This window comes from Pseudomonas sp. N040 (assembly GCF_015637705.1).
Taxonomy (GTDB): Bacteria; Pseudomonadota; Gammaproteobacteria; order Pseudomonadales; family Pseudomonadaceae; genus Aquipseudomonas.
The window spans coordinates 211429-231396 of record NZ_JADOBE010000002.1 but is presented as its reverse complement, the minus strand read 5'-3'; the positions used below and the strand labels follow the sequence as shown (position 1 = coordinate 231396).

At 63.4% G+C, this 19968-nt stretch carries 19 protein-coding genes, 4 tRNA genes and 1 other RNA gene; 17 read left to right on the top strand and 7 right to left on the bottom strand.

The genetic code is table 11. The features are described from left to right. Positions 1-56 precede the first annotated feature (56 nt). The gene (locus tag ISX93_RS03930; protein ID WP_195777404.1) at positions 57-839 is read left to right on the top strand and encodes an IclR family transcriptional regulator; all 783 of its coding nucleotides are present in this window, start codon (positions 57-59) and stop codon (positions 837-839) included. A 99-nt stretch (positions 840-938) separates the two neighbouring features. Here the strand turns inward: ISX93_RS03930 and ISX93_RS03925 are convergent, their stop codons facing one another. Further along, entirely contained in the window at positions 939-1553 is a 615-nt protein-coding gene (locus ISX93_RS03925) for a trimeric intracellular cation channel family protein (RefSeq protein ID WP_195777403.1), read from the bottom strand. A gap of 285 nt (positions 1554-1838) precedes the next feature. Between ISX93_RS03925 and ISX93_RS03920 the strand changes: the two genes are divergently transcribed. The 4 genes from ISX93_RS03920 (at position 1839) to ISX93_RS03905 (ending at position 3776) form a co-directional block, all read left to right on the top strand. Continuing rightward, positions 1839-2027 (top strand): CopG family transcriptional regulator, encoded by a 189-nt coding sequence (locus ISX93_RS03920; protein WP_195777402.1) that lies wholly within the window; start codon positions 1839-1841, stop codon positions 2025-2027. Between the two features lie 69 nt (positions 2028-2096). Then, entirely contained in the window at positions 2097-2450 is a 354-nt protein-coding gene (locus tag ISX93_RS03915) for a YkgJ family cysteine cluster protein (protein ID WP_195777401.1), read from the top strand. Positions 2451-2739: 289 nt separating this feature from the next. Then, positions 2740-2970 carry a hypothetical protein gene (locus tag ISX93_RS03910; RefSeq protein ID WP_195777400.1) on the top strand — a complete coding sequence of 77 codons (231 nt, stop codon included), beginning with the start codon at positions 2740-2742 and terminating at the stop codon, positions 2968-2970. Positions 2971-3014: 44 nt separating this feature from the next. Then, positions 3015-3776, top strand: a complete 762-nt coding sequence (locus tag ISX93_RS03905) for a YoaK family protein (RefSeq protein ID WP_195777399.1) — start codon at positions 3015-3017, stop codon at positions 3774-3776. A 10-nt stretch (positions 3777-3786) separates the two neighbouring features. On the opposite strand, the gene ISX93_RS03900 is transcribed toward ISX93_RS03905, so the two are convergent. Further along, a complete protein-coding gene (locus ISX93_RS03900; RefSeq protein ID WP_195777398.1) occupies positions 3787-4566 on the bottom strand; it encodes a substrate-binding periplasmic protein in 780 nt (259 codons plus the stop codon). 163 nt (positions 4567-4729) lie between these two features. Between ISX93_RS03900 and ISX93_RS03895 the strand changes: the two genes are divergently transcribed. After that, positions 4730-5488, top strand: coding sequence for a spermidine synthase (locus ISX93_RS03895; RefSeq protein ID WP_308705294.1), 759 nt, complete (start codon positions 4730-4732; stop codon positions 5486-5488). 93 nt (positions 5489-5581) lie between these two features. On the opposite strand, the gene ISX93_RS03890 is transcribed toward ISX93_RS03895, so the two are convergent. Next, positions 5582-5737 carry a hypothetical protein gene (locus tag ISX93_RS03890; protein ID WP_195777396.1) on the bottom strand — a complete coding sequence of 52 codons (156 nt, stop codon included), beginning with the start codon at positions 5735-5737 and terminating at the stop codon, positions 5582-5584. Between ISX93_RS03890 and ISX93_RS03885 the strand changes: the two genes are divergently transcribed. Beyond that, a complete protein-coding gene (locus ISX93_RS03885) occupies positions 5730-7145 on the top strand; it encodes a DUF2252 domain-containing protein (RefSeq protein ID WP_195777395.1) in 1416 nt (471 codons plus the stop codon). The genes ISX93_RS03890 and ISX93_RS03885 overlap by 8 nt on opposite strands. Before the next feature lie 42 nt (positions 7146-7187). On the opposite strand, the gene ISX93_RS03880 is transcribed toward ISX93_RS03885, so the two are convergent. Continuing rightward, entirely contained in the window at positions 7188-7979 is a 792-nt protein-coding gene (locus tag ISX93_RS03880; protein ID WP_195777394.1) for a crotonase/enoyl-CoA hydratase family protein, read from the bottom strand. A 362-nt stretch (positions 7980-8341) separates the two neighbouring features. On the opposite strand from ISX93_RS03880, the gene ISX93_RS03875 reads away from it, so the two are divergent. The 4 genes from ISX93_RS03875 (at position 8342) to uvrB (ending at position 12896) form a co-directional block, all read left to right on the top strand. Further along, entirely contained in the window at positions 8342-10012 is a 1671-nt protein-coding gene (locus tag ISX93_RS03875) for a DEAD/DEAH box helicase (RefSeq protein WP_195777393.1), read from the top strand. Positions 10013-10299: 287 nt separating this feature from the next. Further along, positions 10300-10396: signal recognition particle sRNA small type (ffs, locus tag ISX93_RS03870), an RNA gene on the top strand. 203 nt (positions 10397-10599) lie between these two features. Further along, positions 10600-10833 (top strand): TIGR02450 family Trp-rich protein, encoded by a 234-nt coding sequence (locus ISX93_RS03865; RefSeq protein WP_195777392.1) that lies wholly within the window; start codon positions 10600-10602, stop codon positions 10831-10833. A 50-nt stretch (positions 10834-10883) separates the two neighbouring features. After that, complete coding sequence (uvrB, locus tag ISX93_RS03860) at positions 10884-12896, top strand: excinuclease ABC subunit UvrB (RefSeq protein WP_195777391.1); 2013 nt, start codon at positions 10884-10886, stop codon at positions 12894-12896. Positions 12897-13021: 125 nt separating this feature from the next. Here uvrB and ISX93_RS03855 read toward each other — a convergent pair whose 3' ends face one another. Next, on the bottom strand, positions 13022-14572 hold the full coding sequence (locus ISX93_RS03855; RefSeq protein ID WP_195777390.1) for a DHA2 family efflux MFS transporter permease subunit: 1551 nt from the start codon (positions 14570-14572) through the stop codon (positions 13022-13024). Then, positions 14562-15608 carry an HlyD family secretion protein gene (locus ISX93_RS03850; protein ID WP_195777389.1) on the bottom strand — a complete coding sequence of 349 codons (1047 nt, stop codon included), beginning with the start codon at positions 15606-15608 and terminating at the stop codon, positions 14562-14564. The genes ISX93_RS03855 and ISX93_RS03850 overlap by 11 nt, the downstream gene beginning before the upstream one ends. 118 nt (positions 15609-15726) lie before the next feature. On the opposite strand from ISX93_RS03850, the gene ISX93_RS03845 reads away from it, so the two are divergent. The 6 genes from ISX93_RS03845 (at position 15727) to ISX93_RS03820 (ending at position 18704) form a co-directional block, all read left to right on the top strand. After that, on the top strand, positions 15727-16617 hold the full coding sequence (locus ISX93_RS03845; protein ID WP_195777388.1) for a LysR family transcriptional regulator: 891 nt from the start codon (positions 15727-15729) through the stop codon (positions 16615-16617). A 54-nt stretch (positions 16618-16671) separates the two neighbouring features. After that, the gene (gene gltX / locus ISX93_RS03840) at positions 16672-18153 is read left to right on the top strand and encodes a glutamate--tRNA ligase (protein ID WP_195777387.1); all 1482 of its coding nucleotides are present in this window, start codon (positions 16672-16674) and stop codon (positions 18151-18153) included. 105 nt (positions 18154-18258) lie between these two features. Continuing rightward, a tRNA-Ala gene (locus tag ISX93_RS03835) sits at positions 18259-18334 on the top strand. A gap of 46 nt (positions 18335-18380) precedes the next feature. Continuing rightward, positions 18381-18456 (top strand) — tRNA-Glu (locus tag ISX93_RS03830). 49 nt (positions 18457-18505) lie between these two features. Then, positions 18506-18581, top strand: a tRNA-Ala gene (locus ISX93_RS03825). Between the two features lie 47 nt (positions 18582-18628). Beyond that, positions 18629-18704: transfer RNA gene (locus ISX93_RS03820), tRNA-Glu, on the top strand. Positions 18705-18791: 87 nt separating this feature from the next. Here the strand turns inward: ISX93_RS03820 and ISX93_RS03815 are convergent. Then, positions 18792-19841: an AraC family transcriptional regulator gene (locus tag ISX93_RS03815; protein WP_195777386.1), complete on the bottom strand. Its 1050-nt coding sequence runs from the start codon at positions 19839-19841 to the stop codon at positions 18792-18794. Between the last annotated feature and the right edge of the window lie 127 nt (positions 19842-19968).

Genomic DNA, 19968 nt, shown 5'->3' with positions numbered 1-19968 from the left:
CCCACCCTACGCCCACCCTGCGTCGCACACCAACCAACCGATACGCGGGAATAGGCATGAATCAAAGCAAACCCGACCGCCTGTTCGTCACCGCCCTGGCCCGCGGGCTGGAACTGCTGCGCGCGTTCCGGCGTGGCGAGCGCTACCTGGGCAATGGCGAGTTTGCCAGCCGCACCGGCTTGCCCAAGGCCACGGTCAACCGGCTGACGCATACCCTGACCCGCCTGGGCTACCTGGAGTACCAGGCGGAACTCGGCAAGTACTGCCTGGGTGCCGGCGTGCTGGCGCTGGGCTATGCCTACCTGTCCGGCTTGTCGTTGCGAGAGAAGGCGCGGCCGCTGCTGGCCGAGCTGGCGGCAGAAACCGAATCCAGCGTGGTGCTGGGGGCCCGCGAGCAGCTGCACATGGTCTGCCTGGAAATCTGCCAGGGCCATCCGCTGTTCCGCCTCAACCTGGATGTCGGCGTGCGCGTCCCCCACGGCCTGACTGCCTTGGGGCGGGCGCACCTGTGCGGCATGCCGGCGGCGCAGCGTGACGACTGGTTGCAGCGCTATCGGGCGGAAAGCAGCCTGCCGGACTGGGCGCAGACCGAGGCGAGCATCCGGCAGGCGCTGCGCGACTACCAGGAATATGGTTTCTGCTACTCGCTGGGGCAATGGAACCCGGAGGTGTATGCCGTGGGTGTGCCGCTGTCCGTACCCGATGGCTCCGGCTCCCTGGCATTGAGCCTGTCCGGGCCGGTGTTCAACATGCACAAGGAACGCCTGGTCGGCGAACTGGGGCCGCGGCTGCTGGCCCTGCGTGACCGCTTGCAGGGCAGCATCGGCAGTGGCCGCTGAGCGCAGGGCAGTCCAGCGGATGGATCAAGCGCAGCGACACCCGGCGCCCAGTGTGCGCCGCGGTGCCGGAACGGGTGCTGTGCTGGCGCACCACGCTGGTCAGTCCAGCAGGTGAAAGCGCGGCAGCGTCCATTTCCAGTGAATGGACGCCATGCGCACGCTGAACACCACGCCCATCGCCACGATGGAGGCCAGTTCCATGGAGCTTCCCAGGTGCAGCAGGCCGATCTGCACCAGGGCGCCGATCATGCAGGCCAGGGCGTAGATTTCCTGCTTGAAGATCAGCGGGATCTCGTTGCAGATCACGTCGCGCAGCACCCCGCCAGCCACGCCGGTCATCACGCCCATGATGACGGCGGCGGTGATCGACGCATCCTGCTGCAGCGCGATGTTGGTGCCGGTGGCGGTAAATACGGCCAGGCCGAAGGCATCCGCCACCAGCAGGCCGAATTCGTGGATTGGCCTGGTCAGGCGCACCCAGAGCACGGTGCCCAGTGCGGCCAGCACCGCGGTCCAGACGCTGGGGGCGTTGACGGTCCAGCCAACCGGGTAGTGCGCGAGGATCACATCGCGCAACGTCCCGCCGCCCAGTGCGGTCACCAGGCCGATAACCACCACGCCGAACAAGTCCATCGATTTGCGTCCGGCCATCAAGGCTCCGGTTACCGCAAACACCGCCACACCAAAGAGATCGAAGTAATACAGCATGCTCATGTCCTGTCAGAAACCGCTCTGTGAAACCGTGCCTGCGGACCCCGTTGACCATGCCCGGTCAAGGTGGTTGTCGTTTTTCATTATAATAGCATTATCATCATATTTGAATAATGGCTGACCCCCTGACGGGTACCTGCGCGGCTTTCGGGGGCGGGTGTGCGTCTGCAGCCGGGGCCGGCGGGAGGCATCACGCGGACCCGCTCAGGGCATTCTTAGCCGTGACAGCCTGGGGTGGCGGCATTAGAATTTTATTAACATTAGCTGATCACTTCGTATGGGAACCTTATGGAAAGCAAAACGGCACGCCTTACTGTCCTGATCGATCCGGTGAAGAAGAAGTCCTTCGAGGAGCTCTGCTCGGCGCAGGATCTGACGCCCTCGCAGGTAGTCCGGCAGCTGATTCGAGACTATCTGGAAAGCCACAACGTCAGCTATGCGACCAAAAGCAAACTGGGTTCGGCGAGCAAACCCTGAGCGTTCCGCTACCGGGCGCGCGCCGCTGCACCAGCCCGAAAACCCTGCATCGCCACGAGAGAGCGCCTGATGAGTGCGGACAGTCAGATTATCCTGCGGCTGCGTGAGCGGATTCCCTGCTTCGAATGTGTGCCCGGTTGCCATGATTGCTGTGGTCCGGTCACCGCCTCATCCGCTGAAATGGCGCGGCTTCCGGTCAAGTCCGAGCGGGCGCATGCCGCCGCGCTGGAAGCCCTCGACTGTGTGCATCTGGGCCCGCAGGGGTGCACGGTGTATGCCGAGCGGCCATTGATCTGCCGCCTGTTTGGCACTACGCCGAGCATGCCTTGCCCGAACGGTCGGCGGCCGGAGCAGATGATCGAGCCGAAGATCGAGAAGGCCGTCTTTCACTACATTGCCAGCACGCGGCAGGTGCTGGTCTAGGTCGCACACTGCCAGCGGCCGAACCTCCCGGGTGCAAGGCCGGCGGACCAGCCCGCGTCGGCATTTCGCGCAGCAAGCGCCACGATCCGTTAGCAGAAAGGTGCGACTTGTATTATCATGTTGCACACATTGTATGTGCATGTTTTGGCTGTGTAGCCGTTACCGCTGGTGTCCAGCACGCAGGGTGTCACCCTGCAAAAACGACCCGCAACCGCTAACGCGTACATAACCTTGTTTTTGCCTGCCCAAACGTCAGCAGACCCCAGGCACTCAGCGCACGGTACTTCCCATGAAGCGTGAAGATCTAAAAAGCCGGTACGCCAGCGGTGTGCTGTTTGATACGCATGTGATGCCCAATCCATCCAATCCCGCGGAATGGATCGTGCTGTTCAAGAAAGACGCCGGGAGAAGTTACTTTCTGGTCGATGCGGACGAAGCCATCGAGTCTTTTGCCCAGCTGGATACCTTGATTGATGTGCTGAAAAGCATCGGCATCAAAAGCGCGGAAATTCACTGCTGATCAATCCATTCTCCTGAGCAGGAAAATGCCGCGGGTGCGGATCGATGCCAATCCACTACGCAAGAAGGCTGACCGGGCGCAAACGCACCAGCGGGGCCAACCAGCACGTCGGCTTTGCCCTGGCTTTCGTCGCCGGGGCCACCAATGCCGGTGGCTTCCTGGCGGTGCAGCAATACACCTCGCACATGACCGGGATTGTTTCTGCCATGGCCGACAACCTGGTGCTTGGCGCCTACGACCTGGTGGCCGCCGGTGCCGGCGGGCTGCTGTCGTTTCTGCTGGGGGCGGCCACTTCAGCGCTTATGGTCAATTATTCGCGGCGCCAAAAACTGCACAGCGAGTTTGCCTTGCCCTTGCTGTTCGAGGCGCTGCTGCTGGTCTGCTTCGGCCTGCTGGGGGCTCGCCTGTCGACGGTGGCCGGCTTGTTTGTGCCGGTAACGGTGATGCTGCTGTGCTTCATCATGGGGCTGCAGAATGCGGTAATCACCAAGCTTTCGCGGGCCGAGATCCGCACCACGCACATTACCGGCATCATCACCGATATCGGTATCGAGCTGGGCAAGCTGGTCTACTGGAATGCGCAAGAGTCGCCGACGCGCCCCAGGGTACTGGCCAACCGCGCACGGCTCCGGCTGCTGGTGTTGCTGGCGCTGTATTTCTTCGGGGGCGGCGTGACCGGCGCGCTGGGCTTCAACTATGTGGGCTATATCGCCACCGTTCCCTTGGCGCTGGTTCTGGTCACGCTGGGGATTGTGCCGGCCGTCGATGATTTGTCGCTGTTCATCCGTCGCCGGCAGCGCAGGTGAGGATGCCGGATCAGTTGGCTTTCTCGACCGTGGCCCGAACCGGCAGCCACTTGCTCTCGATCCGCTCCAGGCTGCCATCGGCGCGCAGCGCGGCGAGGTTGCTGTCGAGCATCTGCAGCAGGGCCGGTTGCTCCTTGCTCACGGCCCAGGCCAGCGCTTCGCTGGTCAGCGGATTGCGCAGGCTGATCAGGCTGGAGTAGCGGCGCTCCTTGTCGATCATCCAGGTGGTCACCGAGTCATGCACCACGCAGTCGATTTCGCCCTGCAGCAGCGCGTCGAGCGCCGGCTCGACCGAGGCGAAGGCGCGCAGGCTGGTCATGCCGGCGAATTTCTTCACGTAGGCGGCGCCGGTGGTGTCGGCGACGTAGCCGACGCGCACCTTGGGCTGGAGGATCTGCACCGGGCTGCTGAAGCGTCCCAGGTCAGCCACGCGAATGATCGCCATCTGTCCCACGCTGAAGTAGGGGGCGCTGAAGGCCACCTGCGCGGCGCGCTCGGGGGTGATGCTCATGCCGGACATGATCACGTCGATATCGCCCTGCTGCAATGCCATGATCAGGCTGCTCCAGGGCAGGACCTTGAACTCCAGCCGGTGCCCGCTGCGCTGGCTGATGGCGGCGGCCAGGTCCGCTTCGATGCCGACCACCTGGCCGCCCACCTGGGAGGTGAGGGGCGGGTAATCGGCGGCGGTGCCAACCCGGATCACCGGGTTGAGCAGGGCATCGGCAGCAAAAACGCTGGTGCTGCCCAGCAGGCAGCAGGCAAGGAGAAGCGAGCGCAAAGAAGGCATGTCAGGGGTTCCTCGTGGTTTCGGATGATCCAGCCTGCACGGCTGTGCCGGCGTTGGCAAGGCGTAGCCCGGATGGCTTGGTATAACGGTGGATTTGTGAATGCCCGCCGGCTCAGGCAGTCTGCTGCGCGGGCCTGGCTGGCACAGGCACTTGGAGACTGTGGTGAGCAAAGCGTTCAATGAGGAAGTCCTGCTGGCCGAAGTGCACGACGACTTCGGTCGTATCCGCGTGGTCGAGGTCGGCGAATACCGCTTCCTCGAGTTTGGCGACCAGGTCGAGCAGAGCTGTGTATTCACCCGCGATCCGGGCTGGCTGGAGTATGACTACACCCGCGCCATGCTGCTCGGAGCGTTGTTGCATGCGTCTCCCGAGACAGCCCTGTTTCTCGGCCTCGGTGCCGGCAACCTGACCCAGTGCTGCCTGCGCTTCCTGCCGCTGGAGGATGTCGAAGTGATCGAGCTGCGTCCGCAGGTGCCGCGCCTGGCCATGGAATTCCTCGGTCTGGCGGATGATCCGCGGCTGACCATTCGCATCGGCGACGCCCTGCAATTGCTGGACAGTGCCGAAACCGCCGACCTGATTTTTCTTGATCTGTACACCGACACCGGTCCGGCTGCCGGGCATCTGGCCTGGCGGTTTCTCGAGGATTGCCAGCGCAAACTCAATCCCGGAGGCTGGCTGGTGATCAACCAGTGGGGCACCGATGGCGGCAAGCCGCTGGGGGCGGCACTCCTGCGCGGCCTGTTCCACCGGCATTACTGGGAGATCCCGGTGAAGGAGGGCAACGTCATCCTGCTGATCCCGGCCAGTCTGGAGCAGGGGCTCGAGCGGGGCGGGGTGACGGCGCGCGCCGAGCAACTGGCCCCACGCCTGGGCTATTCATTGTTGCCATTGCTGGAGGCTGTGCGCCCGGCCAGCTGACCCCCTGCGGCCGTTGGCTGGGTTACTGCCCCTGGCCTGAGCAACCTGCAAAGTCCCACTCTTGTGAACCAGCCGATAACCAGTGCAACGCCTTTATTTTTCCAAAGGCAGGCGGGCGACACAAACATCAGCTTTCATTTCCTTTAGAGAAAACCGTTGCATGTTCAGCTTGCGCATCTGACCAACGGCTGACGACGGATACAGCGGGTTCTGCAGCAACTGCAATGTAGCGGAGAAGATCATGACCACGGCAAAGCGCTCCAGCAGAAAGACCAAGGCCTCCGTCGTCGAGGTGGCAGCCAGCGAACCGGTATTCCGCTCCCGTGAAGAGCGGGTCAACGCGGGGCGACTGCTGCGCGACACTGTGCCGCGTGCCAGTCACGCCGCGTGGAAATTGCCGGCGAAACATCGCGACCCCATCGCCATCCTGGAACAGTCGAACGAAGACCGACTGCCGGAGCTGATACCCATCCGTTACGGGCGCATGCTGCGCAGCCCCTTTACCTTTTTCCGCGGCTCGGCGGCGCTGATGGCGTATGACCTTGCCACGACGCCGAGTACCGGTATCCGGGTGCAGGCCTGTGGCGACTGCCACCTGCTGAATTTCGGCCTGTTCGCCACCCCCGAGCGCCACCTGGTGTTCGACCTGAATGACTTCGACGAAACCCTGCCGGCGCCCTGGGAGTGGGATATCAAGCGGCTGGCCGCCAGCTTCGCGATCGCCGCGCGCGACAGCGGCGCATCCGATGCCCGCTCCCGGGGTGCCGCCGTCGACTGTGTGCGGTCCTATCGGGAACGGTTGCGTGAATTTTCCAAGATGAGCCCGCTGGAAGTCTGGTACGCGAATCTGGACGTCGACAGCGTGATTGCCAGGACGACCGACAAGGAGTTGAAAAGAGCCCGTCAGGAAATGGCCAACAAAGCCCGCCAGCGGGTGGCCGAAAACCTGTTCCCGAAGATTGTCCAGCAAGTTGGCGGGCATCCGCGGATCGTCGATCAGCCGCCCTTCATTTTTCATGTGGCTGATCCGGAGTTCATGGACAAGGTACGCGAAGGTCTGGAGGACTACCGTGCGTCGCTGTCCGATGAGCGCCGCGTGCTCCTCGACCGCTATCGCCTGGTGGATGCTGCGATCAAGGTGGTGGGCATTGGCAGTGTCGGCACCCGCTGCCTGATCGGGCTGTTTTTCTCCGAGGAAAACCATCCGCTGATCCTGCAGTTCAAGGAATCCTGCCGCTCGGTGCTGGAGCCTTATGCGGGCAAGAGCTGCTACGAGAACCAGGGTGAACGGGTGGTCATGGGCCAGCGGTTGATGCAGTCCTCCAGCGATATTTTCCTCGGCTGGACGCGTGGCCGCGCAGGGCGCGACTTTTTTGTGCGCCAGTTGCGCGACATGAAGGTATCCGTGCCCGTCGAAAAAGTGACGCCTCAGCAACTCCGGCATTATGCCGGGGTCTGCGGCTTGACCCTGGCCCGCGCCCATGCCAAGTCGGGGGATGCTGCGACCATCAGTGGTTATCTCGGCAAGTCGGATACTTTCGACGAGGCCCTGGGCGACTTTGCCCTGGCCTATGCCAACCAGACCGAGCAAGACCACGCGGTACTGGTCAAGGCGGTGAACGCCGGCAAGCTGGAGGTGCTGGTCGAGGACGAGTAGCGCCGCCTTGGCAAGGGCCGCGGGCGAGCTGGTCAGGCCGGTTCAACAACCCTTGAAATTGCCCGGGCGGCGTTCCTGCATGGCCAGCAGGCCCTCGCGGGCGTCTTCGCTGGCGAGCAGTTCCCTGGCCAGCGGCTTGAGGCTGCGCGCGGCCACCTCGGCGCCATGGCTGAAGGCCTGGCGGGCGGTGGCGAGGGTGGCCTGGATGCCCAGCGGCGCCTGCGCGGCCACCCGCTCGGTGAGCCAGATGGCGCGCGGCAGCAGTTCCTCGCTGGCCATGACTTCCTGGGTCAGGCCGATGCGATAGGCTTCGCCGGCATCGAACTCGTCGCCGGTCAGCAGCCAGCGCATGGCATTGCCCCAGCCGGCAACATGCGGCAGGCGCAGGGTAGCCCCGGCAAACGGCAGGATGCCGCGCTGCACTTCCATCTGGGCGAAGCGGGTATTGCTGGCGCACAGGCTGATATCGGCGGCGAGCATCAGTTCGATGCCGATGGTGAAGCAATAGCCTTGCACGGCGACAATCAGCGGCTTGCTCAGGCGCGGGCCGCCAAAGGTGCCCCACAGGTCGATGGCGCCCTTGGGCAGCTCCCAGCCATGGCGGAACAGCTCGCTGACGCTGGCCAGGTCGAGGCCTCCGGTGAAGTGCTCGCCATGGGCAAACAGCAAGGCGCAGCGGGCGTTGTCGTCGCGCTCGTACTCGCCCATCGCCAGCACCAGGTCAACCAGCATGGCTTCGTCGAAAGCGTTGCGCTTGGCGACCCGGTCAAGGCCGATCAGCCTGATGTGACCACGGGTTTCACGAGTGACGCGGCCGGCGCTGCTGGAGGTCATGGGAGGATCCTTGAACGGGTCAGTGGTCTGCGGGGATGCCCGAAGGGATATAGCTGCCCGCGTGACGCTTGTCCATGTCCGGCTGGCGCGCTCGTCCGGTAAAGTGGAAAAGCTGCCCGGAGGCCGGGCTTTTCCTGTATGATTCGCGCCGGCCAAACGATTGGCCTCGTTCAGGTTCAACATCTCGAAGCTGCGCTTCGATTGCTGGTCCGCCTTGCGGACCTCCTTGACGTTACTTTCATATCAACACGCGTTCACGCAAATACTCGTCATTCAGGCTGCCAGGGCGACCCACAAGGTCTTTCACGGCAAGTGCAGCCTCGGGGGGCTTGGGTCTTTGCGGATGCACATGAGGCAGACCCATGACCCAGATACCCGGCGGCTTCGCCGCGCTCGGACTTCACCCCAATGTTCTCGCGGCGACTACCGCGGTTGGCTACGAAGAGCCGTCCCCGATTCAGGAACAAGCTATCCCGGTAATCCTTGCCGGCCACGACATGATTGGCCAGGCACAGACCGGCACCGGCAAGACCGCCGCCTTTGCGCTGCCGATTTTGTCGAAAATCGATCCCTCCAAGCGTGAGCCGCAGGCGCTGATTCTGGCGCCCACCCGCGAGCTGGCCTTGCAGGTGGCTACCGCCTTCGAAACTTATTCCAAGCAGATGCCCGGTCTGAGTGTCGTGGCTGTCTACGGTGGCGCGCCGATGGGCCCGCAGCTGGCTGCGATCCGCAAGGGTGCGCAGGTGATTGTGGCCACCCCGGGGCGTCTGGTGGATCACCTCAGCCGTAATGGCCAGGTGCTGTCGACCATTCGCTTCCTGGTCCTCGACGAAGCCGACGAGATGCTCAAGCTGGGCTTCATGGACGATCTGGAAGTGATCTTCGAGGCCATGCCGGCCGAGCGCCAGAGCGTGCTGTTCTCCGCCACGCTGCCCGCGTCGATCCGCGGCATCGCGGAAAAGCACCTGCGCACGCCCAAGCACATCAAGATTGCCAACAAGACCCAGACGGTCGAGGCCATCCAGCAGGCGTTCCTGATGGTGCATGCCGATCAGAAAGTCTCTGCCGTGGCGCGCCTGCTCGAAGTCGAGGATTTCGATGCGCTGATTGCCTTCGTGCGCACCAAGCAGGCCACCCTGGACCTGGCGGCTGCCCTGGAAATCAAAGGCTACAAGGTGGCCGCGCTGAATGGTGATATCGCGCAGAACCAGCGCGAGCGGGTGATCGACTCGCTGAAAGACGGCCGCCTGGATATCGTGGTGGCCACCGACGTGGCAGCCCGTGGCCTCGATGTGCCGCGCATCACCCACGTGCTCAACGTGGATATGCCCTACGATCCGGAATCCTACGTGCACCGTATCGGCCGTACCGGGCGTGCCGGGCGCGAGGGTCGGGCCTTGTTGCTGGTGACGCCGCGCGAGCGCCGCATGCTGCAGTCGGTCGAGCGCGTGACCGGGCAGAAAATCACGGAGATTCGCCTGCCCGATGCCAAGCAGGTGCTCGATGCACGCATCAAGAAGCTCACCAACAGCCTGGCCCCGCTGGTCGCCGATGCCGAGGGCAGCCACGGCGAATTGCTTGATCGCCTGATTGCCGATATCGGTTGCAGCCCGCGTGCGCTGGCCGCTGCGCTGTTGCGCAAGGCGACCAACGGCCAGGCGCTGACCCTGGCTGCGGTCGAGCGCGAGCAGCCGCTGGTGCCGACGGCTTCGGCGCCACGTGAACGCAGCGAGCGCAGCTCGACCGATTCCACCGATCGTCGTCCGCCGCGCGCGCCGGTTGCCGTGACCGAAGGCCGTGCGCGTTGCCGCACCGCCCTGGGCACGCGTGACGGCATCGCCGCGAAGAATCTGCTGGGTGCCATCCTCAACGAAGGCGGCCTGACCCGCGAAGCCATCGGCCGGATCCAGATCCGCGAGGCGTTCAGCCTGGTCGAGCTGCCCGAGGAAGGTCTCGATCGCCTGCTGGCCAAGCTGAAGGACACCCGTGTCGCCGGCAAGGCTCTCAAGCTGCGGCGCTACCGCGAAGATTGATGCGCGCCCCGGCGTGACGCTGCAACATCGATGGCCCGCTGCCTTGCGCAGCGGGCTTTTCGTTTGGCGCTGACCCAGTTATGTGTTGCTAGCCACTTTCTCGCTTTCTGTAGGAGCCAGCTTGCTGGCGAGAAGCTATGCCAGCGCATCGCGAGCAAGCTCGCTCCTACAAAAAAGCTCCACAACACGTAACTGGGACATAGCCTTTCGTCTGGGCGGTTGTAAGTTGCCGGCAAGCCGGTACAATGGCGCCGCTCGCCGTCTGGCGGGTGTCTTTATGGTGGGCCTGCCGGTCCCCCCGCAACGATCAGCCGTGAACCCGGTCAGGCCTGGAAGGGAGCAGCCGCAGCGGTGACATTGTGTGCCGGGGTGTGGCTGGTGGGTCCACCTCCAATCCCGCGGCCCTTGTCCTTGAAAGCGCGGATTTCAACCCAAATTGTTTACTTGGCAGTCGTGTTGAACACTCAGGTGTTGCCCGGCGACCGCTGGCGTGTGCCTGTGGGTGCTGGCCGGCAACGACTGTTCCGCCGGCGCTATATGCAATGGCCCGGCGGCCTGCTGGCGTACCCCTCCCAGATGGAGTTCCCATGCCCTATCCCGAACGCTCCTGGCATCCGAAAAAACTGGCCGGCAGCAAGTGGACTGCGGTGCAGCCGCAGCAGCGCGAAAAGCACTTCCTGGTGGTGGCGCTGGAGGTGGATGACGAGGACCCCCAGCGCGTTACCCGGTTAACCCTGGAGGCGCTGTTGAGCAAGCGTCAGTTCAGCCTGCACTGGTCCGCGCTGGAGGATACGGCGCTCTGGCAGCCGGGCTGGCACTAAGCCGGCGTGATATAAACAGCCCCTTTCGCCGCCCAGTTCTCGAGATACCGATGTCCCAGTTCCAGCTTGTTACCCGTTTTCAGCCGGCCGGCGACCAGCCGGAGGCGATTCGCCAGATGGTCGAGGGGCTGGAGGCCGGCCTGTCGCACCAGACCCTGCTCGGGGTGACCGGTTCGGGCAAGACCTTCAGCATTGCCAACGTGATCGCCCAGGTGCAGCGCCCGACTCTGGTGCTGGCGCCGAACAAGACCCTGGCGGCGCAGCTGTATGGCGAGTTCAAGAGCTTTTTCCCGAACAATGCGGTGGAGTATTTCGTTTCCTACTACGACTACTACCAGCCCGAGGCCTATGTGCCGTCGTCGGATACCTTCATCGAGAAGGATTCCTCGATCAACGACCATATCGAGCAGATGCGCCTGTCGGCGACCAAGGCGCTGCTGGAGCGCTCGGATGCGATCATCGTCTGCACTGTGTCGTCTATCTACGGCCTGGGCGATCCGGCGTCCTACCTGAAGATGGTGCTGCACGTCGATCGCGGCGACAAGCTCGACCAGCGCGAACTGCTGCGCCGCCTGACCAGCCTGCAGTACACGCGCAACGACATGGATTTCGCCCGCGCCACCTTCCGCGTGCGCGGCGACGTGATCGACATCTTTCCGGCGGAATCCGACCTGGAAGCCATTCGCATCGAACTGTTCGATGACGAGGTGGAAAGCCTCTCGGCCTTCGACCCGCTGACCGGCGAGGTGATCCGCAAGCTGCCGCGCTTCACCTTCTACCCCAAGAGCCACTACGTCACCCCGCGCGAGGTGCTGCTGGAGGCAATCGAGAAGATCAAGGTCGAGCTCAAGGAGCGGGTCGACTACCTGCGCAGCGTCAACAAGCTGGTGGCGGCCGAGCGCCTGGAGCAGCGCACCCGTTTCGACCTGGAGATGATCCTCGAGCTGGGCTACTGCAACGGCATCGAGAACTACTCGCGCTACCTGTCCGGGCGCGACCAGGGCGAGGCGCCGCCGACGCTCTACGATTACCTGCCGGACAATGCGCTGCTGGTGATCGACGAGTCGCACGTCTCGGTGCCGCAGGTCGGCGCCATGTACAAGGGCGACCGGTCGCGCAAGGAAACCCTGGTGGAATACGGCTTCCGTCTGCCGTCGGCGCTGGATAACCGGCCGCTGCGCTTCGAGGAATGGGAAGCGATCAGTCCGCAGACGATCTTTGTCTCGGCCACCCCGGGCAACTACGAGGCCGAGCATGCCGGACGGGTGATCGAGCAGGTCGTGCGCCCGACCGGGCTGGTCGATCCGCTGATCGAGGTGCGCCCGGCGCGCACCCAGGTCGACGACCTGCTGTCCGAGATCGGCCTGCGGGTGGCAGTGGGTGACCGCGTGCTGGTCACCACCCTGACCAAGCGCATGGCCGAGGACCTCACCGATTACCTGGCCGATCATGGCGTCAAGGTGCGCTACCTGCACTCGGACATAGACACCGTCGAGCGGGTGGAAATCATCCGCGACCTGCGCGCCGGGGTGTTCGATGTGCTGGTCGGCATCAACCTGCTGCGCGAGGGCCTGGACATGCCGGAAGTGTCGCTGGTCGCCATCCTCGATGCGGACAAGGAGGGCTTCCTGCGCAGCGAGCGCTCGCTGATCCAGACCATCGGCCGCGCCGCGCGCAACCTCAATGGCAAGGCGATCCTGTATGCCGACCGCATCACCGGCTCGATGGAACGGGCGATGGGTGAAACCGAGCGGCGGCGCAACAAGCAGATCGCCTTCAACCTGGAACATGGCATCGTGCCGCGCGGGGTGAAGAAGGACATCCAGGACATCCTCGAAGGCGCCGTGGTGCCGGGCTCCAGGGGCAAGCGCCGGAGTATCGCCAAGCTGGCGGAGGAGAGCGGCCGCTACGAGGAAGAACTGCGCTCGCCGAGCGAGATCAGCAAGCGCATCCGCGTGCTCGAGGAGAAGATGTACGCCCTGGCCCGCGACCTCGAGTTCGAGGCGGCGGCGCAGCTACGAGATGAAATCCATAAGCTGCGCGAGCGCTTGTTGCAGGTCTGACGCTGGCGGGCAGGGGCTGCTGTGTGTAGGAGCCAGCTTGCTGGCGATTCGGTGCTCCAAGAGCATCGCCAGCAAGCTGGCTCCCACGGTTAGCCCGGTATTCACACTTGGTTCGAGCCGAATCGCTAGTGCACGGGCTCGACACTGACGTTGGCCGGCAGCTTCTTGGTCAGCAGGATTGCAGTCAGGCTGATGGCCAGGCCGAGGGCGATGGCCATGAAGGCATCGTTGAAGGCCATGATCTGTGCCTGCTGGTGGGTGATTTCACTGATCTTGCCGAGGGCCGCGGTTTCGCTACCGAGCTTTTCCGTGAGCAGGGCCAGGCGTTCGGCGACCTGCGGGTTGCTTGGCAGGATCGACTCGCGCAGATAGTCGAAGTAGGTCTTGCTGCGGTTGTCGAGCAGGGTGGCGATCAGCGCGATGCCCACGGCGCCGCCGAGGTTGCGCAGCACGTTGTACAGGCTCGAGCCGGAGCCGATGTCCTGCGGCATCAGGAAGGCCATGCAGATCAGCGAGCTGGTCACGATCACCAGCGGCTGGCCCATGGCGCGGATCAGCAGGGTATGGGTCAGCTGCTCGCCGGCAAAGTCCAGGCTCATGCCGGTGTTGGCAACGGTCGACAGGGCAATCAGCGTCAGGCCGCAGGCGCACATCCAGCGCGGGTCGACCTTGCGCAGCAGCAGTGGTACCAACGGGATCACCAGCAACTGCGGCAGCCCGGTCCAGAGCAGCACCCGGCCGATCTGCTGCGGATTGTAGCTGTGGATCTGGGCCAGGTAGAGCGTGAGGATGAACACAGTGCCGTAGATCGCCATGCCGATGAAGAATATCGAGATGCTGCCCAGGGCGAAGTTGCGCTCGCCGAGGATGCGCAGGTTGATCAGCGGATTTTCTCGAGTGAACTGCAGGATGATGAACAGGCCGAGGGCGATGAAGGCGATGCAGCCGAGGCTGACGATGAGGGTCGACTCCAGCCAGTCCTTGCGGTAGCCCTCTTCGAGAAACACCTGCAGGCAACCCAGGCCGATGGCCATGCACAGTATCCCGGCATAGTCAGTCTGCTTGAGCAGTTCCCAGTGCGGCTTCTGCTTGTCCAGGCTGTACATCAGGCCGGCGATCATCAGCAGTGCCGGCGGCAGGTTGATGTAGAAGATGTACTGCCAGCCGAGGTTTTCCGTCAGCCAGCCGCCCAGGGTCGGGCCGATGGCCGGGGCAAAAGTGGTGGTCAGGGCAAACAGCGCCATGGTCCGCGGGCGCATGCGGTCCGGTACCTTCATGTAGGACAGGGTGAACGCCAGCGGGATCAGGGCGCCACCGCTGAAACCTTGCAGGGCGCGGAAGATGATCATGCTTTCGAGGTTCCAGGCCAGCGAGCAGAGCATCGACGACAGCATAAAACAGGAAGTGACCCAGATCGCCAGGCGGCGCACCGAGAGCAGCTGGGTGAGCCAGGCGGTGAGCGGAATCATGATGATTTCGGCCACCAGGTAGGAAGTGGATATCCATGAGCCTTCTTCCAGGGTGGCGGACAGCGCGCCCTGGATCTCCTTCAGTGAGGAGTTGGTGATCTGGATGTCCATCATCGCCAGGAAGGCGCCGAGGATGGCGCAGTAGATGGCGATCCAGTCGCGCCGCGTCGGATCGTCGGTGGCGCGGCCGACTGGATTATTCGCCACTGGCGCCGGTCCGCAGGTCCACGTCCACTTCGACGGACATGCCGGGACGAATCTTGCCGTGCAGGGGATTGTCGGCGGCGAAGGTCAGCTTGACCGGGATGCGTTGCACGACCTTGGTGAAGTTGCCGGTGGCATTGTCCGGTGGCAGCAGGCTGAACTGGGCTCCGGAGGCGGCGAACAGGCTTTCGACGGTGCCTTCGATCGGTGTGTCGGGGTAGCTGTCGAACAGCAGTTCAGCCTTTTGCCCCGGTTGCATCTCGCCGATCTGGGTTTCCTTGAAATTCGCCTGGACCCACAGCGAGTCCTGCGGCACCAGGGCCAGCAGGAAGGTGCCCGGCTGCACGATCTGGCCGACGCGCACCGTGCGCTGGCCGACCATGCCGCTAACCGGGGCATGGATTTCCGTGCGCGCCAGGTTCAGTTCGGCCTGGGCGATATCGGCACGGGCGGTGCTGATCTGCGCTTCGAGGCGCTGGACTTCGGCATTCAGGGTTTCGACTTGCTGGCGCTGGGCCTGCAGGTCAGCCTCGGCCTTGCTCACCAGGGAGCTGGCGACCCGGCTGTCGGCCGTCAGGGTGGTGACGCGCTCTTCGGAGACGAACCCCGGCTTGCGCAGGGCCTGTGCGCGGTTCAGGTCTATCTTGGTCCGCCCGAGGGTGGCCTGGCTGGCACTGACATCGGCACGGCTGGCGGCGATCAGGCTGGATTGCTGGCTCAGCCGGCTGCGCGCCTGGCTCAGTTCGGCCTCGCGGGTGGTCAGGGCGGCCTGGGCGCGCTCCAGGGCCAGTTTGAAATCATCGGCTTCCAGGCGAATCAGCAGCGCGCCCTTGTCCACATGCTGGTTGTCTTCGACCAGCACTTCGCTGACCCGCGCGCCCAGTTGGCTGGAGATTCGGGTGATTTCCGCCTGCACATAGGCGTTGTCGGTGCTTTCGTGGAAGCGACCGATCAGTAGCCAGTGCGCAAAGAGCCCGGCGGCCAGCAGGCCAACAGCAATCAGAAAACTGAACAGTCGGCGTTGAAGTTTTGCGGGCATGGAGTGCTCGGGGTTTTATTAAGCGGAGCAGTAATTTAACAGTGTTCCCTTGATGGATATAGAGGCTAGACTTCGCATGCTTTGTTGCTTGTGGGGAACAATCTTTTGAGGAGCAGCCATGAGTCTGGATGATGCGCAGGTTTTTACCCGGGTCGTCGAGTTGCACAGTTTTACCCAGGCAGCCACCAGCCTGGGCATGCAGAAGTCCACGGTCAGCCGGCGCATTGTCATGCTGGAAGAGCGCCTGGGGGTGCGCCTGCTCAACCGCACCACCCGAAAATTGCGCCTGACCGAAGTTGGCCAGGCTTATTACGAGCGTTGTCGACAGATCATGCTCGACTTCGCCGAGGCCGAGCAGGCCGTCATGCAGTTGCAGCGGGCCCCTTCCGGTCTGTTGCGCATCACCGCGCCGATCGAGTTTGGCCAGATGTTCCTCGGCCAGACAGTGGGCGCCTTCATGCGCGAATACCCGCAGATCAGTGCCGAGATCGAAATCACCTCGCGCAGCGTCGATCCGGTGGAAGAGGGGGTGGATATCGCCATCATGGTCGGCCAGCCGCAGGACTCGACGCTGATTGCGCGCAAACTGTTCGAAAGTTCGCGGCGCTTCTACGCCAGCCCGGAATACTTGGCCATCTACGGCGTGCCCATGAGCACCGCTGATCTGTCCGCGCACCGGGCCATCCTGTTGCCGCAGGATCATCCGCGCTACTGGCCGTTGAAAGGCGAGCAGCGCCCGTGTCACTGCGCGTTGTCCTGCAACAACATCACCTTTGCCCGCGAAGCGGCGATTGCCGGGGCCGGGATCGCCGGCCTGCCACGCATGTTGTGCCGGGAAGTGGTGGAAAGCGGGCAGCTGGTCGAGTTGATGCCCGAGGTGGCATTGCCGATGGGCGAGTTGTATGCGGTGTATCCGTCGCGGCGCTTCCAGGCGATGAAAGTCAGGGCGTTCCTCGACTTCGTGATACAGCGCCTGCCCCCCGACGACCGCGAGATGCTGGAGCCCTGAGCGGCCCGCCTGTTACCATTCGCGCCTTTCCGCTTTTCTGCTCCGGGACCCTTCATGACCACCGTTCGTACCCGTATCGCCCCTTCGCCCACTGGTGATCCCCACGTCGGCACAGCCTATATTGCCCTGTTCAATCTGTGCTTTGCTCGCCAGCACGGCGGCCAGTTCATTCTGCGCATCGAGGACACCGATCAGGTGCGTTCCAGCCGCGAGTCAGAACAGCAGATCTTCGACGCCCTGCGCTGGCTGGGCATCGAGTGGGACGAGGGTCCGGATGTCGGTGGCCCGCACGGCCCTTACCGGCAGAGCGAACGCGGGGCGATCTACCAGCAGTATTCGGCCGAGTTGGTCAGCAAGGGCCACGCCTTTCCATGCTTCTGCTCGGCCGAACGCCTGGATGAAGTCCGAGCTGCACAGATGGCCAACAAGGAAACGCCGCGCTACGACGGCCATTGCATGCACCTGGAGCCGGCTGAGGCGCAGCGGCGCGTCAAGGCCGGCGAGTCCCATGTGATCCGCATGAAGGTGCCGAGCGAGGGCATCTGCAGCGTGCCGGACATGTTGCGCGGCAACGTCGAGATTCCGTGGGACCGCATGGACATGCAGGTGCTGATGAAGGCCGACGGCCTGCCGACCTATTTCCTCGCCAACGTGGTCGACGATCACCTGATGGGCATCACCCACGTGCTGCGTGGCGAGGAGTGGCTGCCGTCGGCGCCCAAGCTGATCAAGCTGTACGAATACTTCGGCTGGGAGCAGCCGGCACTGTGCTACATGCCGCTGCTGCGCAATCCGGACAAGAGCAAGCTGTCCAAGCGCAAGAACCCGACCAGCATCACCTTCTACGAGCGCATGGGCTATCTGCCGGAGGCCATGCTGAACTATCTGGGGCGCATGGGCTGGTCGATGCCGGATGAGCGCGAGAAGTTCTCGCTGGCCGAGATGATCGAGCACTTCGACCTGTCGCGCATCTCCCTCGGCGGGCCGATCTTCGACCTGGAGAAGCTGTCCTGGCTGAATGGTCAGTGGCTGCGTGAACTGCCGGTCGAGCGTTTCGCCGCCGAAGTGCAGCAGTGGGCGCTCAACCCCGGGTACCTGATGCAGATCGCCCCGCATGTGCAGGGCCGGGTCGAGACCTTCAGCCAGATCGCGCCGCTGGCCGGTTTCTTCTTTATGGGCGGGGTGACCCCGGACGCCGGGCTGTTCGAGCACAAGAAGCTCTCGGCCGAGCAGGTGCGCCAGGTCATGCAGTTGATCCTGTGGAAGCTCGAAGCGCTGCGTCAGTGGGAAAAGGAGCGGATTACCGGCTGCATCCAGGCCGTGGTCGAGCATCTCGAGCTCAAGCTGCGCGATGCCATGCCGCTGATGTTCGCCGCCATCAGCGGCCAGGCCAGCTCGGTGTCGGTGCTGGATGCCATGGAAATCCTTGGCCCCGATCTGACCCGTTTCCGCCTGCGCCAGGCCATCGAGCTGCTCGGTGGAGTGTCGAAGAAGGAAACCAAGGACTGGGAAAAGCTGCTGGCGGCGATTCCCTGAGCCCGGGTAAGTAGTTGTTCTGCCAGCATAAAGAAAGAGCAAACTGGCAATAATCTGGTTGACAGTCACTGGGGGCGCTACTAATATGCGCCCCGTCTTAGTGACGGGGCTATAGCTCAGCTGGGAGAGCGCTTGCATGGCATGCAAGAGGTCGACGGTTCGATCCCGTCTAGCTCCACCAATTTCCAGCAATTTGCGATTTCGCATGTGAATTGCACGAGGGTTTCGTCCCCTTCGTCTAGTGGCCTAGGACACCGCCCTTTCACGGCGGTAACAGGGGTTCGAGTCCCCTAGGGGACGCCAGTTACAAACCGCGGTGGTTCGATGTCGCGGGTCGAGAGACGTTAAATCCGGGGGTATAGCTCAGCTGGGAGAGCGCTTGCATGGCATGCAAGAGGTCAACGGTTCGATCCCGTTTATCTCCACCAATCACTAAGCAGCGCAGTCGGTAGTAGCGCTGTTTTTCGAAGGACATGTCCCCTTCGTCTAGTGGCCTAGGACACCGCCCTTTCACGGCGGTAACAGGGGTTCGAGTCCCCTAGGGGACGCCAGTTTCAATGTTGCAGGTTTTAGAAGGGTCACTCCGTAAGGAGTGGCCTTTTTTTTTGGCGCCGACAAGCTGCTTCCCCTGTTGCCGCTCAGGCTTGACGGTATTCACTGGGTGACTTGCCAGTCCAGCGCTTGAAGGCGCGGGTGAAGTTGCTCAGGTCAGTGAAGCCCAACATGTAGGCGATCTCCGTCACCGACAGCGCCGGCTGGCGCAGGTAGCTGCAGGCGAGGTCATGGCGGATCTCGTTGAGCAGGTCGTGGAAGCTGGTGTCGCGCTGGGTCAGGCGTGCCTGCAGGGTCGCCGGGCTCATGTACAGGGCCTCGGCTACCCGATTCTTGGTGCACTGGCCGGAGGGCAGCAGTTCGACGATCTTGGCCCGGGTGCCGGCGACCACGTCGTTGCGATCGAGTTTGGCCAGGTAGCCGGTGGCGATGTTGTCGTTGAACTGTGCCAGCTCCGGGCAGGCGCCGGACAGCGGGGTGCGCATCAGCTCGGAGGGAAAGACCAGCGCCACCGCCTTTTGCTCGAACAGCACGGGGGCGCCGAAATGCTCCACATAGGGCGCGTCTCCGCCACTTGGCTGGCTGTGGGCGAGCTCCACGCGCAGCAGTGTGATGTCGCCGCCGTACAGCAGGCGCATCAGGCGATAGAGGAAGGCCGCCCAGGCATCCTGGGTCTGTGGGCAGGGATCGGCCAGCGGTTCGGCGATCAATTTGCTCTCGCCGTCGCTCTCCTTCACCAGCATGCACGCCGTCTGCGACACCAGGCGCATATAGCGCGCCAGGCGGTTGCAGGCATCCAGCAGGGTGCTGCTGGCCATCAGTCCGTAGCCCAGGGCGTGCAGGTTGGACAGATGCAGGAAACGACTCACGCTGAGTCCGAAGTAGGGGTTGCCGGTGACGTCCACGCAGGCCTGGTAGAGGCGACTGATGGTGGCGACCGGCAGGCGGTGCAGGGGATCGTTCGACAGGCTCTCGTCGATACCCACTGCATGGAAGATACGGCGTGAATCCACGCCGCTGTATTCCAGGGCGTTGGCGATGGCAATGCCATAACCGGCGATCACCGTGGTGCTGGCCTCCGGATTGCCAGCGTAACGTGGCCTGTCTTCGGGGTGGGTGGGGGTGCTGAATTCCACGGGGCTGCTCTCGTGCCGGAGGGAATTGCATTATGGCATCGAATTGACCGGCGATTTAATTAGGCAGACAAGCACTGCCGACGAGTCCTTCTTAGGATGGCCATCAGTAAACGGCGCATGCGCTGAC